We start from the raw sequence: 16,339 nt of genomic DNA on the forward strand, positions 1-16,339 counted from the left end.
CGCGACCACCCGCACGACCCCGCCCCCTCCACCCGACACCAGCCCCCATCCCTTGAGGAGCCCTCATGACGACCACTCTGGAATCCGACGAGCACAAAGCCCTCCGCGCAGCGGTATCCGCCCTCGGCAACCGCTACGGCCACCCCTACCTGGCCAAGGTCATCGCAGAGAAGTCGCACCCCACCGAGCTATGGGCGGAAGCCGCCAAGCTCGGCTACCTCGGCGTCAACCTTCCGGAGGAACACGGTGGCGGAGGCGGCGGCATAGCCGAACTCTCCATAGTCCTCGAAGAACTCGGCGCGGCCGGCTGCCCCCTGCTCATGATGGTGGTCTCACCGGCCATCTGCGGCACGGTGATCGCCCGCTTCGGTACGGAAGAGCAGAAGCGCGAGTGGCTCCCGGCCCTCGCCGACGGCACCCGCACCATGGCCTTCGGCATCACCGAACCCGACGCCGGCTCCAACAGCCACCGCATCACCACGACCGCCCGCCGCGCGACCGACGGCCCCGCAGGACAGCCGGAGGACCGCGCCGACTGGATCCTCACCGGCCGCAAGGTGTTCATCTCCGGCGTCGACATCGCCGACGCCACCCTCGTCGTCGGCCGCACGGCGGACGCCCGCACCGGCAAGCTCAAGCCCTGCCTGTTCATCGTCCCCCGGGACACCCCCGGCTTCGGGCGACGGCAGATCGACATGGAACTGCACGGCGCGGAGAAGCAGTTCGAGCTGACCCTGGACGACGTACGGCTGCCCGCCGACGCGCTCGTCGGCGACGAGGACGCGGGCCTGCTCCAGCTCTTCGCGGGCCTCAACCCCGAGCGCATCATGACCGCCGCCTTCGCGATCGGCATGGGCCGCCACGCGCTCTCCAAGGCCCTCGCCTACGCCCGCGAACGCACCGTCTGGCGCGAGCCCATCGGCGCCCACCAGGCCATAGCGCACCCCCTCGCCCAGGCCCACATCGACCTCGAACTCGCCCGCCTGATGATGCAGAAGGCCGCCCTCCTGTACGACTCCGGGGACGACGCCGGCGCCGGGGAGGCCGCCAACATGGCCAAGTACGCGGCGGCCGAGGCCTGTGTGAAGGCCGTCGACCAGTCCGTGCACACGCTCGGTGGCAACGGCCTGACCGCCGAGTTCGGCCTCGCGTCGCTCATCACCGCGTCCCGGGTGGCCCGGATCGCACCCGTCAGCCGGGAGATGATCCTCAACTACGTATCGCACCAGACCCTGGGCCTGCCCAAGTCCTATTAGGCACCATCTCCCGTACAGCCCCATCTTCCGTACAGCCTCAGCTCCCGCATTTCTCTCCGGCTTCCGTGCAACTTCCGGCTCCTGGAAAGGGCCCGCCATGGTGTTCCGCAGCGAGTACGAGGACGTTCCCGCCGTCGAAGAACCCATCCACGAGGCGGTGCTGGGCCACGCCGCCTCCCGGGGCGACGCACCCGCGCTGATCGACGGCGTGAACGGCATGACCCTCACCTACGCCCAGCTCGACACGTTCCACCGCCGGGTCGCCGCCGCGCTCGCCGAACTCGGCGTCCGCAAGGGCGACGTACTGGCCCTGCACAGCCCCAACACCGTCGCCTTCCCCACCGCCTTCTACGCCGCCACGCGCGCGGGGGCGTCGGTCACCACCGTGCACCCCCTCGCCACGGCCGAGGAGTTCGCGAAACAGCTGCGGGACTGCGCCGCCCGGTGGATCGTCACCGTGTCGCCGCTCCTGGAGACGGCCCGCGCGGCGGCCGAACTCGCGGGCGGCATACGCGAGATCCTCGTCTGCGACCAGGCCGAAGGGCACCGCTCGCTGCTCGACATGCTCGGCTCCACCACCCCCGAGCCGCAGGTCGACATCGACCCGGTGACGGACGTGGCGGCCCTCCCGTACTCCTCCGGGACGACCGGCACCCCCAAGGGCGTGATGCTCACCCACCGGAACATCGCCACCAACCTCGCGCAGCTGACGCCCACCATGCCGATGGGCCCCGGCGACCGCATCCTCGCCGTGCTGCCGTTCTTCCACATCTACGGGCTCACCGCCCTCATGAACGCACCCCTCAGGCAGGGCGCCACCGTCGTCGTACTGCCGCGCTTCGACCTCGACACGTTCCTCGCGGCCATCGAGAAACACCGCATCAGCGGTCTCTACGTGGCCCCGCCGATCGTCCTCGCCCTCGCCAAGCACCCGGCCGTCGAGGGCTACGACCTGTCGTCCCTGAAGTACGTCATCAGCGCGGCGGCACCCCTGGACGCCGGACTCGCCGAAGCGTGCTCGCGCCGCCTCGGCCTGCCGCCCGTCGGCCAGGCGTACGGCATGACGGAACTCTCGCCCGGCACCCATGTAGTCCCTCTGGAGGAGACGAACCCGCCCCCCGGAAGCGTCGGCAAACTCATCGCCGGCACGGAGATGCGCATCGTCTCCCTGGACGACCCCGGAAAGGACCTCGGCGCCGGCGAACGCGGCGAGATTGTCATCCGCGGCCCCCAGGTCATGAAGGGCTACCTCGGCCGGCCCGTCGAGACGGCCGCCATGATCGACGACGACGGGTGGCTCTCCACCGGGGACGTCGGCCACGTCGACGCGAACGGCTGGCTGTACGTCGTCGACCGGGTCAAGGAACTCATCAAGTACAAGGGCTTCCAGGTGGCCCCCGCCGAACTCGAAGCCCTCCTGCTGACCCATCCCGGCATCGCCGACGCCGCCGTCATCGGGGTCTACGACATCGACAACAACGAGAGGCCGCACGCGTACGTCGTACGCCAGCCGACCGCGCCCGACGTCACCGGGGACGACGTCATGGAGTACGTCGCCGAGCGCGTCTCCCCGTACAAGAAGGTCCGGCACATCACGTTCCTCGACGCGGTGCCCAGGGCAGCCTCCGGGAAGATCCTTCGACGAGAGCTTCGAGAACTGCGGGGGCGCGCATGACCACGGTGCGGCGGGCGTACGAGCGCGGGATCACCACCCTCGCGCTCGACGCGCCCGAGCGGCGCAACGCCCTCTCCGCCCGGCTGGTGGCGGACCTGGCGGACGCGCTCCGGGAAGCCGGCAAGGAGGGTGACGTACGCGCCGTCGTCCTCACCCACACCGGCAACACCTTCAGCGCGGGCGCGGACCTGAACGACCCCCCGCCCCCCGACGCCCTGGTGGCCCTGCTGCGGCAGATCGTCGAACTGCCCAAGCCGGTCGTCGCGCGCGTCACCGGACACGTCCGCGCGGGCGGACTCGGACTGCTCGGCGCCTGCGACCTCGCGGCGGCCTCCCACGAGGCCACCTTCGCCTTCACGGAGGTACGCATCGGGGTCGCCCCCGCCGTGATCTCGCTGCCCCTCCTGCCACGCCTCGACCCGCGCGCGGTGGCCCGCTACTACCTCACCGGAGAGAAGTTCGACGCGGCCGAGGCCGCCCGCATCGGCCTCGTCACGGTGGCGGGAGCGGCGGGGGAGGCCGTGGACGACGTCCTCGCACCGGTCCTCGACGGACTGCGCCGCGCCTCCCCCCAGGGGCTGGCCGAGACCAAGCGGCTGCTCACGGCTAAGGTGCTGGACACCTTCGACCGGGACGCGGCCGACCTGACCGCGCTCTCGGCCCGGCTGTTCTCCTCCGCGCAGGCCCGCGAGGGAATGACGGCCTTCCTCGAACGACGGGATCCCTCATGGGTTTGGTGAGCGGCGCGGCACAGGCGCCGGCGGAGCGCGTCCCCAAACAGGACCGCAGCCGCGCCACCCGGCAACGCCTCCTCGAAGCGGCGGTCGCCTGCCTGGCCGAGCGCGGCTGGGCGGGCTCCACGGTCTCCGTCGTCGCGGAACACGCCGGAGTGTCGCGCGGCGCCGCCCAGCACCACTTCCCGACCCGCGAGGACCTCTTCACGGCGGCCGTCGAGTACGTCGCCGAGGAACGCTCCACCGCGCTGCGCGCCCTCTTCCCGGAGGGCGCGGCGGACCGCCGTGCCGTCGTCACCGCCCTGGTCGACCTCTACACGGGCCCGCTGTTCCGCGCCGCCCTCCACCTGTGGGTGGCCGCCTCCAACGAGGACCAGCTGCGCACCCGCGTGACCGAACTGGAGGGCCGGGTCGGCCGCGAGACCCACCGCATCGCGGTGGACCTCCTGAACGCCGACGAGACCCGCCCCGGCGTACGCGAAACGGTCCAGGGCTTCCTGGACATGTCCCGGGGCCTGGGCCTGGCCAACCTCCTCACGGACGACGCCACCCGCCGAGCCGGAGTGGTAACCCAGTGGTCCCAAATCCTGGACACCACCCTGGACTGAGCCCCACGCCCCCACCCCCCACCCCCCACGCCCCCAGGGGCGCGGGGAACGGCGCAGTCTTTTTGCTTTTCGTCTTTCAGGGGCGCAGGAACGGCGCAATCTTTTAGCTTTTCGGCTTGAGGGGCGCGAGGAACGGCGCAATCTTTTGGCTGCTCGGCTTCAGGGGCGCGGGGAACGGCGCAATCTTTCGTCCTTCGCGGCCCGCGGCCCGCGGCCCGCCGCCAGGGCCGCCCCGCGGCAAGGGGGCGCCAGAGGGGCACAGCCCCTCAAGGACTGAGCCGCTCAACGACCCACCCCCCGTCGGGCTCCGCCACATACCGCAACCGGTCGTGCAACCGGTTCTCCCGCCCCTGCCAGAACTCCACCGTCCGCGGCGACACCCGGAACCCGCCCCACTCCGGCGGCACCGGCACCTGCGCCCCCTCGGGATACCGCGCCGCCAACTCCGCGTACGACGCGTCCAGCTCGTCCCGCGAGCCCACCACCGAGGACTGCGCACTGGCCCACGCCCCGAGCTGCGACCCATGAGGCCGCGTACGGAAGTACGCCGCCGTCTCGTCCCGCCCCGTACGCCGCGCCGTCCCCGTCACGACGACCTGGCGCGCCACCGGATGCCACGGGAAGAGCAACGACACGTGCGGATTCTCCGCCAGCTCGCGCGCCTTGCGGGACTCGTAGTTGGTGAAGAAGACGAAACCCCGCTCGTCGTACTGCTTCAACAGCACCGTGCGGGAACTGGGCCGCCCCGCCGCGTCCGCCGTGGAGACGACCATCGCGTTCGGCTCGTACACCCCTCCCCGCGCCTCACCGTGCGCCGCGGCCTGCGCGAACCAGCGCGCGAACTGCTCCATGGGGTGCTCGGCCAGCCCGGTCTCGTCGAGTCCCGCGGCCCGGTACTGCTTGCGCATCGAGGCGGGGTCGAGGAGGGGATCGAGGCCGGGGCCGAGGACGGGATCGAGCGGGGAGCTGGGGCCCGGACGGGGCTCACGGTCGGTCACGCGGCCATCCTGCCGTACTCGTCACCGGGCGTGGGCTTCATCACTGACTGGCACTGAGTGCCGCGTACCCTCCCCAAAGGTGGCACCAAGGGATATCGTCCTGCTGCCAAGAGGTGGGGTGACCGCCGACCGCACCGGGCATGACCGCAGTGACGTACGGACCGCGAGTCCCCGAGGCGACCGCGTACCCGCACGCTCGCACCCACCGAGGACACCGCACCACCCACCCCTCGCACAGCTCACCCGCACAGCCGACCCCGCACCGCGCACATCCCACACATCGTCTGTCGCCCACATCATGAGGAGCCGCCTGATGTCCGACTTCGTACCCGGACTTGAGGGAGTCGTCGCTTTCGAGACGGAGATCGCCGAACCGGACAAGGAGGGCGGCGCCCTGCGGTACCGGGGCGTCGACATCGAGGACCTGGTCGGCCACGTCTCCTTCGGCAACGTCTGGGGGCTGCTCGTGGACGGAGCGTTCAACCCCGGCCTGCCGCCCGCCGAGCCGTTCCCGATCCCGGTCCACTCCGGTGACATCCGCGTGGACGTCCAGTCCGCGCTCGCCATGCTCGCCCCCGTCTGGGGCCTCAAACCCCTCCTCGACATCGACGAGAAGCAGGCGCGCGCCGACCTCGCCCGCGCCGCCGTCATGGCCCTGTCGTACGTCGCCCAGTCCGCCCGCGGCCAGGGCCTGCCGATGGTCCCGCAGCGGGAGATCGACAAGGCGCAGTCCGTCGTCGAACGCTTCATGATCCGCTGGCGCGGCGAACCCGACCCCAAGCACGTGGCTGCGGTCGACGCCTACTGGACCAGCGCCGCCGAGCACGGCATGAACGCGTCCACGTTCACCGCCCGCGTCATCGCGTCCACCGGCGCGGACGTGTCGGCGGCCCTCTCCGGAGCCGTCGGCGCCATGTCGGGCCCACTGCACGGCGGCGCCCCCTCGCGCGTCCTCGGCATGATCGAGGAGATCGAGCGCACGGGCGACGCCGACGCCTTCGTCAAGCAGGCCCTCGACAAGGGCGAGCGCCTGATGGGCTTCGGCCACCGGGTGTACCGCGCCGAGGACCCCCGCGCGCGCGTGCTCCGCCGCACCGCCCGGGAGCTCGGAGCCCCCCGCTTCGAGATCGCCGAAGCCCTGGAGAAGGCGGCACTCGCCGAACTGCACGCCCGCCGTCCGGACCGCGTCCTGGCGACGAACGTCGAGTTCTGGGCCGCCATCGTCCTGGACTTCGCCGAGGTCCCGGCCCACATGTTCACCTCGATGTTCACGTGCGCCCGTACGGCGGGCTGGGCCGCGCACATCCTGGAGCAGAAGCGCACGGGCCGCCTCGTACGCCCCTCGGCCCGCTACATCGGCCCCGGCACCCGCAACCCGGCCGAGATCGAGGGCTACGAGGACATCGCCCACTGATCTGCCCTGCGGGCGGGACCGGTGTGCACGGCACAGGTGGCGGCGCTCCACGGGGCGCCGCCATCCGTCTGCCCCGCGGGCGCACGTACGGCGTACGGGGACGCGTCAGTTGGTCCCGGCGGCGAGTTCGCCGAAGAGCTTGTTGGCCGTCTGTGAGGTGAACTGGCGCTGCAGCTCGGCCCGGGCCACCTGCTTGCGGAACTCTCCCTCGTAACCGGTGAAACCGGCGTTGTGCATCATGTCCGTGATCCAGGTCGCGAACGCCTGGTAGTTCCAGATGTGCGGCAGACAGGTCTCCGAGTAGCTGTCGAGGAGGCTCGCGTCGCCTTCCCGGACCTGCCGGATGACGGCCCGGGCGAAGACCTCGGTGTCATGGAGGGCCAGGTGGATGCCCTTGGCGCTCATCGGCGGGACGATGTGCGCCGCGTCCCCGAGGAGGTACAGGCTGCCGTAGCTCATGGGGTCGAACACCACACTGCGCAGCGGCACGATCCGCTTGTCGACGATCTCGCCGCTCGGCACGGGGGTGCCGAACCGGGCTTCCAGCTCGCTCCAGACACGCTCGTCCGGCCACTGCCCGACCGTGTCGTCGACCCGGCACTGAAGGTAGACGCGGCTGGCCCGCGGGCCCCGCGGGATCATGCCGGCCAGGCCGCGCGCGTGGATCGCCATGCCGGAGGGGTCCGCCGGGACCGCGGCCAGGACGCTCAGCCAGTTGTACCCGTACGCGTGCGAGTACTCGGTCAGCGCGGCGGCCGGAATCGTACGCCGGCTCACTCCGTGGAAACCGTCGCAGCCGGCGACGAAGTCGCAGGCGACGACCTCGGCCGAGCCGTCGGCCCCTCGATAGCGGACGCGGGGACGCTCGCCGGTGATGTCCTCCAGGGACACGTCGGCGGCCTCGTAACGAAGATCCCCGCCGTCGCGCAGGAAGCGGTCCGTGAGGTTGCGGACGAGGACCTGCTGGGGGCAGAAGAGACTGTCGTCGTTGTCGTCGTCCATGTCGATCGGCATCGCCTCGCCGTCGATGTAGAAGCCGCCCTCGCTCTGCGGAACGGGGTCGCCCTCCAGCACCTCTCCGAGCCCCCACGCCCGGAACATGCGCACCCCGAAGGCGTCGATCGTCCCGGCGCGCTGACGCTGCTCGACGTAGGCCCGGGAGTGCTTCTCCAGTACGACGCAGTCGACGCCGTTGCGCAGGAGGAAGTTGCCGAGCGTCAGCCCGGCGACCCCGGCCCCGATGACGGCGACGGTCGTGTTTTCACGGTTTCCAGTCATGGGACCCACTGTGGAAGTCGCCGGGGCCCGCGAACCACCGGTAATAGGACGCCGAATACCGAAAAGCCGCCAACCTGGTGTCGGCGGGGATTCAGCGCCCTACGGACTGCTGCCGTGCGGGCGAGGGCGAGGGCGAGGGTGCGGGCGCGGGTCTGCGCAGGTCCGCCTGATAGCGGCCGGGGGTCTGGCCGACGACCTCGGTGAAGGCGTCGATGAAGCTGGAGGGGTTGGACCAGCCGCACGCCATCGCCGTGTCGGTGACGGACAGGCCGTCGGTGAGGTGGCCCAGGGCGTGATGGATGCGCAGGGTGGTGCGCCACCGATGGAAGCTCATACCGAGCTCCGAGTGGAACAGCCGGCTCAGGGTGCGCTCGCTCGCCCCGACCGCGCGCCCCAGCCCGGCAAGGGTGGTCGGCCGGGCCGGATCCTCGTGCAGGAGGTCGGTGGCCGAACGCAGCCGGTCGTCCCCGGGCTCGGGCAGATGCAGGGACTGCTCGGCGGAGTCGGCGAGCTCGTCCACGACCACGGTGAGCAGCCGCCTGCGCGCGCCGGCCCTCCTCTCCGACCCGTCGGTCAGGGCCAGGAGTGCCTCGCGCAGCAGCGGGCTCACGGCGAAGACGCTGGGGTGGTCGACGAGTTCACCGCACAGGTCGACCGGCACGGAGAGCAGGCGGACGTCGGTCTCGCCGTAGAAGCGGTGGGAGTGCGCGAAGCGCGGCGGCGTCCAGGTGACGCGGTTGGCCGGGGCGACCCAGGTCCCGCGCTCGGTCGCCGTGGCGAGCGTGCCGGCGGCGGCGTACACGAGCTGTCCCTGGGCGTGCGAGTGAGGATGGAGCCGATACCCGTGCGGAAGCCACGCGGCTCCCCGAAAGACGGTCTCCTCGGGCCCCGGCCGTGATCCGGCGTGCGTCGCAGCGGCCTGGCGGTCTTTCGGCATAGGGGCCCACATTACCGTTGACCGACGGGTCAGATGGGGGGCAGTGATGCCCGCCCTGGGAAAACGCAGACGACCCGCGTGCTCTGGTCCCCTCCGAGGAAGGGGCCGGCCGGACTTACCGGCGAGCACGCGGGTCGGGTGACTGCTGAGATTGGGCCGGCCGCACGCTCGTCTCACGCGCTGGTCCGGCACCGCACTGTGTGTGGTGACGGGCCGCTAGCCCGCAGCCACCTCTCCTGTCCGGGTTTCATACATCTGCCGAACCACCTCCTCTCTGGAATGGCACTCACCCTAGGAACCCGGTCAGCGCGCTTCAACCGGTTTTTGAAGAGGTGGTGCCCCGAGCTCGGCTCGGACGGCGTACCCGTACCCGTCACCGCGCTGCACGAGCCGGAGGTTCTTGTGACGGACGTTGAAACGGCCCACTGACGTCATGAGACTGTGCTGCCCCATGGACCGTACGGAGACATGTCCTGTCCAGTTGCCCGCCCACTTGCCGCTCGGCACGGTGGCGCGCACGAGGTCCCCGGTGATGTACCCGAAGTGCTGCTTCACGCGGCTGCGGCGGAGGCGCGGAAACCCGAACCGGTCCGGAGTGGTGCGGGCGTACGAACCGCGTCCGGTGGCCTTGACGAGGAGGACCTGCGCCGGAAAGCGGACGATCCTGTCGCCGCTCTCGTGGTCCAGACGCCCGACGGACAGGGCGTCCAGCGTGTGGGTCTTACCCAGCCCCATGGCCGTGCGGTTCCACTTGGTACGCCCGCCCGACCACGTGTGGACCGGTCTGCCGAGGCGTTCCAGGACTTCGGTCAGCCGCTGGCGGGTGGCGTTCATCGCGGCGGCGTCATGGAGTGGAGTTCTGACCTGTCGGAGGATCTTCGCCAGACGGTCGGGCCGGTGGGCCAGGAAGACGTCGACGGGCGTGCTGCCTTTGGCCCGGTTGCAGGGAACACAGGCGAGGACGAGGTTCGAGACGCGGTCGGAACCCCCGCGGCTCCGGGGCCGGAGATGCTCGATGTTCAGAGGTACGCCGGAGGCGTCGCAGTAGGCGCAGGCGCGGTTCCATCTCGTGTGGAGGTAGGCGCGGGCATCGGTTCCGACGAGGGTGCCCTGCCGGTGTTCGGCTTCGGTGAGGGGTCTGCCCGCGCTCATGGAGTGCGTGTCGAAGGCGACGTGTTCCAGGTGGATCTCGGTGACGGGTGCGTATCGGCACATGCGTACGACCAGGGACAGGGTGGTGTCGACGTGATGGCGCAGTGAGGGAGGGAGCCAGCCTTCGGGGCGGGTGCGATGGTCGGAGCGGGGCGCTCGGTAGCGGCAGTTGGCGGATCGTCGCCGGTGCCGGTATCCAGCACGCTGTCGCATGGTCATGCGGATGTGGTCGCCCCTGTGCCGGAGTTCGACCGCGATCAGCCCGCGCCGGACGGTGACGGTGGCGCCCTGCTCGTCGGATTCTTTCTTTTCGTCGGTGAGGATGAGCCCCGTGCCCTTCGAGCCTGGGTCGATGCGCACCTGCACACCGTCGACCTCGGATGCGGCGAAGGTGCGGTCCTTCAGCCGGATGGTGAAAGGGACTTGCCGTGCGACCACAGCGCGTCCTTTGCCGAGGAGCTCTCGTGCGCGGGCCGGATGGCAGGGCATGAGCGGGCGGCCGTCCTTGGCGAGGACGAAGACCCGCTGCGCCCCGGTGCCACCGGAGTACGCGCGGTCGTGCGGGGGAACGTCACCGTTCCCGTTCTCTGCCGTCGTCGGCGCCGGAGCGCTGGCTTCGGCGTGACGCCGACGGGGCCCGGTGCCGCGCCCGTCGGTCTCCCCTCGCCCATGTTTCCTGCCGGTGCCCCGCGCGGTGGTGGGGTGTCCGTGAGCCGTTTCGTCCCTGCTCCCAGGGGTGTCTGCTCCCACGGATTCCAGAGCAGGCTGCTGAGGAAGCACAGCCTGGTGGGTCTGCTCGCCCGCAGAAAACGTAGTCATCGAGGGCACCTCCCTGATCCCGAGGATCGTGACGACTGGGGCTGGTCACCCGGAGTCCGTGGCACTCGGCCCGGGCTTCGGCTCTCGCCGAGGAGCGGGTGACCTCCCTTCGGCGTGTACGGACGACGTTAGTGATCCGACTCCGGCGAAGGGCCGATCGCACTGGTGAAGGGCCCGTATGTGCGAATCGCTCCGGTTTTCCGAACGCGCACCCGATCTTGCTGCTACTGACGTGTCGTACGCGGGGTACTGGACATGTGATTCTGGGGAGGGAACAGGGAGTGCCGGCTGATCGAACCGGAAGGTGAAGTGGCCGGCGCAACGATTTCCGCAATCTTGTGGGAACCAGATGTGGGGTGTGTCACGTTCGAGTTGAATGACTGGCAGTGAGTGATTCGTAGTGAGTGGACGGACGCGCGGGCGCACCGCGCAGGACACGCCGACACGGCCTGCAGGGGGTGCCAGGTGAGTGCTTCGCGGCGTAGTGGGACCACGGACGAGCTCGGGCCGGACGAGCCGGAGCGGGACGGGGCCGATCTGCTGGCCGCTCTGCTCGACGGGATGGACGCGGCGCTGTGCGCGTTCGACGCCGACGGAGTGGTGACGCACTGGAACCGCGAGGCCGAGCGCATCCTCGGCTGGACCGCGGCCGAGGCGGTCGGTCGGCACGGGTTCGCCGGCTGGGCCGTGCGGACCGCGGACGCCGGGGAGGTCGAGAGCCGGCTGCTGTCCGCGATGCAGGCCCCGGGACGGCAGGTCCACGAGTTCGCGCTGCTCACCAAGGAGGGCGGCCGGGTGCTCGTACGGACCCAGTCGGCCTCCGTGCCGGGTCCCGACGGGAAGCCGGCCGGGGTGTACTGCGCCTTCAGCGAGGTGCACGCGCAGATCGACCTGGAGCGGTCGATCGCCCTGAGCGAGGCGCTGTTCGACGACGCCTCCTGGGGTGTCGTCCTCGTCGACGCCGATCTGCGGCCCGCCGTGGTCAACGGACACGCCGCGCGGGCGCTCGGCATGGGGCGTACGGCTGTACTGGGCCGCCCCCTGGGCGAGTTGATCGCGCAGGGCGTGGAGGAGCTGGAGAGCGCGCTCACGCACGTGCTCGCCGAGGGCGCGCCGCCGGCGCCCGCCGAGATGTGGGTGACGCTGCGGACCGCCGAGGGTGAGCAGCGCCGTTGCTGGCGCAGCGGTTTCCTGCGGCTCGCCTCACCGCTCACGGAGGAACCGGTTCCGCTCGGTGTGGGCTGGCTGTTCCAGGACGTGACCGAGAGTAAGCAGACCGAGCAGGAAGCGGCGCTGCTGCGCTTCAGGACCAATCAGCTGCACCGGGCCGCGCGGGCCGCAGCCGAGTGCGAGGACCCCGCGGAGGCGGCGTCCGTCCACCTCGACTTCGCGCTGGCCGGATTCGCCGACCACGCGCTGATCGACCGGGTGGCGGGGGCGGGTGGCTCGGTGGCGGACGGCGAGGGTCCGGTCCGGCTCGTACGGGGTCCCGCCACGCCCTCCGGAGCGCCGGGACCCAGCCTGCCCGCGGGCCGGGCCGGGCTGCCCGTGCGGTACTCCGAGGGGCATCCGGCGCTGCAGTGCGTCGAGCGGATCGGTTCCGTACGGGCGAGCGCGGGGTCGACGGAGCCCGACCGTACGCGCGAGTGGGCCGCGGCTCGGCAGTGGCCCGCGGACTCCGTGCACGCGTTGTGTGTCGTCCTGCGCAGCCGGGGGCGGACGCTGGGCGTCGTCACGTTCCTGCGGGGCGCCAGCCGTACGCAGTTCGAACGGTTCGACGCGACGTACGCGGAGGATGTCGCCGTCCGGATCGCGGCGGCGCTGGACCTGGCGGCGGTCCTGGAACGCCGGACGGGGTGAAGCGGGCCCGGCGGTCCTGCGGGACAGCCCTCAGCCCTGCCAGTAGAAGATCCGGTCCCCGTACTCCTTGAAGACGCGGTCGTTCCATTCGAGGCCGCCGTCCACGTTGCCCGACCGCAGCAGTGGGGGTTCGACCCCGCGGTCCGCGAGGACGCCCGCCGCCGTCGCCATGACCGACTGGAGGAGTGCCGAGGTCACGACCGTGGACGCGGAAGCGAAGGGCGCGGGAATGGCGTCGAGGCTGAGCTCCGCGTCACCGATCGCGATCTTCGAGTCGAGGACGACGTCGCAGTGGTCCTTCAGATACGTCCCCGAGGAGTGCCGGGACGCCGTCTCGGAGGCGTACACGACCGATGTGACCCCGATGACCCTGAGCCCGAGCGCGCGGGCGCTCATCGCCATCTCGACGGGGAGCGCGTTGCGCCCGGAGAGGGAGATGACCACCAGGAGGTCGCCGGAGCGGGCCGGACTGGAGTCGAGGACCGCGCTCGCGAGGCCGTCGACCCGCTCCAGCGCGGAGCCCAGCGTCGCGGGCATCACGTCGACACCGACCGCGCCCGGCACGGCGAGCAGGTTCATCAGCGCGAGGCTGCCCGCGCGGTAGACGAGGTCCTGCGCGGCCAGCGACGAGTGCCCGGCGCCGAAGGCGAAGAGCCGCCCGCCGTCGGCGACCGTGTCGGCGATCAGCGTCCCGGCGGCCTCGATCGACGCCGCCTCCTCGTCCCGCACCCGCTGCAGCAGGCCGATCGCGGCGTCGAAGAACTGCCCGGCCAGCTTGCTGTCGCCCATCCGCGAAGCCCTTTCCACCGCCTGCGCCTGTCGTGTCGCGGATCACGTTGCGGTCTGGACCACTGCTGTGTCAATACGCTCCGCAGGGGCGACACTGGGTGACGAGGGCCCCTTTCCACCCGGCCGGGTGCCGGGCCCGGCCGCATCGCGCGGGCACTCGCCACCACGTGCTTCCAACGGCGCGGCACGGTTGTCAGTGGGATGCGTCAGAATTGACGCCAGGGCCAGCGCACACGCCGGTGAGCCACCCAGCCTCCGGCAGAGCTAATCGAGGGGCACGTATGTCCGGACTGATCGACACCACGGAGATGTATCTCCGCACCATCCTTGAGCTGGAGGAGGAAGGTGTGGTCCCCATGCGCGCCCGGATCGCCGAGCGGCTCGACCAGAGCGGGCCGACCGTCAGCCAGACCGTGGCGCGCATGGAGCGCGACGGTCTCGTGGCTGTCGCGAGCGACCGCCACCTGGAGCTCACGGAGGAGGGCCGCCGGCTGGCCACGCGCGTGATGCGCAAGCACCGCCTCGCCGAATGCCTGCTCGTCGACGTGATCGGTCTGGAGTGGGAGCAGGTGCACGCGGAGGCGTGCCGCTGGGAGCACGTGATGAGCGAGGCGGTCGAGCGCCGCGTGCTCGAACTGCTCCGCCACCCGACCGAGTCGCCGTACGGGAACCCGATCCCGGGCCTGGAGGAGCTGGGCGAGAAGGACGGGGCGGACCCGTTCCTGGACGCGGGCATGGTCTCGCTGGCCGACCTCGACCCCGGCCTCGACGGCAAGACGGTCGTCGTCCGCCGCATCGGTGAGCCGATCCAGACGGACGCGCAGTTGATGTACACGCTGCGCCGGGCGGGCGTACAGCCCGGTTCGGTCGTCAGCGTGACGGAGTCCGCGGGCGGGGTGCTCGTGGGCAGTGGCGGGGAAGCCGCGGAGCTGGAGTCGGACGTGGCGTCCCACGTGTTCGTGGCGAAGAAGTAGCGGGGCGATCGTTGCGGGTTCGCGCCGCGAGTTCGTGCTGCGGGTTCGCGTTGCAAGTTCGCGCCGCGAGTTCGCGGTGTGCGCTGTGCGCACAGGTTCGCGGGAGGGGCGGGGGTGTCCGCGGACCCTTCCCGGGCCGGTCGTGCGGTGCCCCGCGCCGGTCCGGGCGCCGTCGTGCGTGTCGGCGTACTCCGGGAGCGGGCGGGGGAGCGCGACCGTGACCAGGCCCCCTCGTGGCCGCTTCTCCGCGCCCCGGACCCCGCTGTCAACTCCCGCAACATGCAGCTCAGTTGCCCCACCTCGGCGTTCCCGTAGAAACACAGATTCAGTGCGCGGAATCGCAGCGAACGGGCCGATCCCATGCGAGGCTGTCGCGAAAGGCATATGACCTGAGGGCTCTGGACCGGGGGCGGCAGCGGCGCCGACGTGCGGTCGGGGAGGGGGCGCAAGGATGTGCCGCGGACGTGAGGTGGGCCTCGGCGCCCTGAGGCGCCGAGGCCTGTCCTCCCCTGTGCTGACCCGGAGCCCCGAGCTCCCAGGGTCATCCCCTTCGGACCGTTGTCCCCGAGCGGCCCGCCTCCCGTTGGAGATCTCCCCTCGGCGGCGGCGGTCAATCCTTGGGCGGGGTCACTCGAAGGAGGGGTGTTACCGCCGAGAAGCCCACTTTCGAATGCGCATTCGATAGCGTGTGGGTGACGGATCGACCACGGATTACGCAGGAACAACCAGCAGGAGCAGGAGCAGCGGCACGGCGAACGGTACGGGCGGACCGGCGGGCTCGTGCGGGTTGAGTCGGCCGAGCGGATCAAGGGGGGTGCCAGCGGATGGTGCGGCGCATCGACGTGACCGGTGCGAGCGGGATACGCCTCGCTGCCTGGGAGTTCGCCGACCCTCCCAAGAGCGGTCCGGGCGGGACGCGGGGCAGCGGGAGCGGTAGCGGGAGCGAGCAGGCGCCCGGCGTGCTCTTACTTCACGGGCTCATGGGCCGCGCCTCGCACTGGGCGTCCACAGCGCGCTGGCTCGCCGAACGGCGCCGGGCCGTGGCGCTCGACCAGCGGGGCCACGGACAGAGCGCGAAGCCGCCGGAGACGGAGTACACACGCGAGGCGTACGTCGAGGACGCGGAGGCCGCTCTCGAAGAGCTGGGCCTCGCCCCCGCTGTCCTCATCGGGCACGCCATGGGCGCCCTGACGGCGTGGCAGCTCGCCGCCAGACGGCCCGACCTGGTGCGGGGCCTGGTCATCTGCGACATGCGGGCCTCGGCGCTCGGGGCGGCCTCGCAGCGCGAGTGGGAGGAGTGGTTCAAGTCCTGGCCGGTTCCCTTCGCCACGCTCGCGGATGTACGGAAGTGGTTCGGCGAGGACGACCCCTGGGTGGAGCGGCCCAACACCTCGCGCGGGGAGTTCTACGCGGAGGTCATGGCCGAGCACGAGGACGGGTGGCGGCCGGTCTTCGAGCCCGGGCAGATGCTCAAGTCGCGGGAGGCGTGGGTGTACGACGCGCACTGGGAGGAGCTGGCGCAGGTGCGGTGTCCCACGCTGGTCGTCCGGGGGCTCGACGGGGAGTTGGGGCGGGCCGAGGCCCAGGAGATGGTTCGGGTGCTGCCCGATGGGCGGTATGCGGAGGTGGTCGATGCGGGGCATCTTGTCCACTACGACCAGCCGGAGGCGTGGCGGGTGGCGGTTGAGCCGTTCCTGGACGAGGTGCTGCGGTAGCGGGCGGGGGTAAGGGATTGCGCCGTTCCCCGCGCCCCTGAAAGCCACGGGACTGCGCCGTTCCCCGCGCCCCTGAAGGTGAGAAGCCCAACGGCAAAAGATTGCGCCGTTCCCCGCGCCCCCTGGCCGG

The 16,339-nt window shown here is 71.2% G+C and carries 13 protein-coding genes; 8 read left to right on the forward strand and 5 right to left on the reverse strand.

Annotated elements, in window-relative coordinates:
• The first annotated feature begins 65 nt into the window (after window positions 1-65).
• The 4 genes from K3769_RS12765 (at window position 66) to K3769_RS12780 (ending at window position 4,273) form a co-directional block, all read left to right on the forward strand.
• A complete protein-coding gene (locus K3769_RS12765) occupies window positions 66-1,256 on the forward strand; it encodes an acyl-CoA dehydrogenase family protein (RefSeq protein WP_267026553.1) in 1,191 nt (396 codons plus the stop codon).
• Between the two features lie 100 nt (window positions 1,257-1,356).
• Entirely contained in the window at window positions 1,357-2,931 is a 1,575-nt protein-coding gene (locus K3769_RS12770) for a 4-coumarate--CoA ligase family protein (protein ID WP_267031346.1), read from the forward strand.
• Window positions 2,928-3,671, forward strand: coding sequence for an enoyl-CoA hydratase family protein (locus K3769_RS12775; RefSeq protein WP_267026554.1), 744 nt, complete (start codon window positions 2,928-2,930; stop codon window positions 3,669-3,671). Before K3769_RS12770 ends, K3769_RS12775 begins: the two co-directional genes overlap by 4 nt.
• Window positions 3,659-4,273 carry a TetR/AcrR family transcriptional regulator gene (locus tag K3769_RS12780; protein ID WP_267026555.1) on the forward strand — a complete coding sequence of 205 codons (615 nt, stop codon included), beginning with the start codon at window positions 3,659-3,661 and terminating at the stop codon, window positions 4,271-4,273. Before K3769_RS12775 ends, K3769_RS12780 begins: the two co-directional genes overlap by 13 nt.
• A gap of 266 nt (window positions 4,274-4,539) precedes the next feature.
• Here K3769_RS12780 and pdxH read toward each other — a convergent pair whose 3' ends face one another.
• Window positions 4,540-5,181, reverse strand: a complete 642-nt coding sequence (gene pdxH, locus K3769_RS12785; RefSeq protein WP_267031347.1) for a pyridoxamine 5'-phosphate oxidase — start codon at window positions 5,179-5,181, stop codon at window positions 4,540-4,542.
• Between the two features lie 403 nt (window positions 5,182-5,584).
• Here pdxH and K3769_RS12790 point away from each other — a divergent pair, with 403 nt between their 5' ends.
• On the forward strand, window positions 5,585-6,685 hold the full coding sequence (locus K3769_RS12790; protein WP_267026556.1) for a citrate synthase 2: 1,101 nt from the start codon (window positions 5,585-5,587) through the stop codon (window positions 6,683-6,685).
• A 105-nt stretch (window positions 6,686-6,790) separates the two neighbouring features.
• Here the strand turns inward: K3769_RS12790 and K3769_RS12795 are convergent, their stop codons facing one another.
• From K3769_RS12795 to iscB, 3 genes are all read right to left on the reverse strand, one after another.
• A complete protein-coding gene (locus K3769_RS12795) occupies window positions 6,791-7,963 on the reverse strand; it encodes a 4-hydroxybenzoate 3-monooxygenase (protein ID WP_267026557.1) in 1,173 nt (390 codons plus the stop codon).
• A 91-nt stretch (window positions 7,964-8,054) separates the two neighbouring features.
• Window positions 8,055-8,900: an AraC family transcriptional regulator gene (locus K3769_RS12800; protein ID WP_267026558.1), complete on the reverse strand. Its 846-nt coding sequence runs from the start codon at window positions 8,898-8,900 to the stop codon at window positions 8,055-8,057.
• A 303-nt stretch (window positions 8,901-9,203) separates the two neighbouring features.
• Window positions 9,204-10,871 carry an RNA-guided endonuclease IscB gene (gene iscB, locus K3769_RS12805; protein ID WP_267026559.1) on the reverse strand — a complete coding sequence of 556 codons (1,668 nt, stop codon included), beginning with the start codon at window positions 10,869-10,871 and terminating at the stop codon, window positions 9,204-9,206.
• Between the two features lie 465 nt (window positions 10,872-11,336).
• Here iscB and K3769_RS12810 point away from each other — a divergent pair, with 465 nt between their 5' ends.
• A complete protein-coding gene (locus K3769_RS12810) occupies window positions 11,337-12,731 on the forward strand; it encodes a PAS domain-containing protein (RefSeq protein WP_267026560.1) in 1,395 nt (464 codons plus the stop codon).
• Between the two features lie 30 nt (window positions 12,732-12,761).
• Here the strand turns inward: K3769_RS12810 and K3769_RS12815 are convergent, their stop codons facing one another.
• Entirely contained in the window at window positions 12,762-13,520 is a 759-nt protein-coding gene (locus tag K3769_RS12815; RefSeq protein ID WP_267026561.1) for an SIS domain-containing protein, read from the reverse strand.
• A 281-nt stretch (window positions 13,521-13,801) separates the two neighbouring features.
• Between K3769_RS12815 and K3769_RS12820 the strand changes: the two genes are divergently transcribed.
• The gene (locus K3769_RS12820; RefSeq protein ID WP_267026562.1) at window positions 13,802-14,494 is read left to right on the forward strand and encodes an iron-dependent transcriptional repressor DtxR; all 693 of its coding nucleotides are present in this window, start codon (window positions 13,802-13,804) and stop codon (window positions 14,492-14,494) included.
• A gap of 824 nt (window positions 14,495-15,318) precedes the next feature.
• The gene (locus tag K3769_RS12825) at window positions 15,319-16,209 is read left to right on the forward strand and encodes an alpha/beta fold hydrolase (RefSeq protein ID WP_267026563.1); all 891 of its coding nucleotides are present in this window, start codon (window positions 15,319-15,321) and stop codon (window positions 16,207-16,209) included.
• Window positions 16,210-16,339: the final 130 nt, after the last annotated feature.

Origin of the sequence: Streptomyces ortus, from assembly GCF_026341275.1 — a bacterium.
Taxonomy (GTDB): Bacteria; Actinomycetota; Actinomycetes; order Streptomycetales; family Streptomycetaceae; genus Streptomyces; species Streptomyces ortus.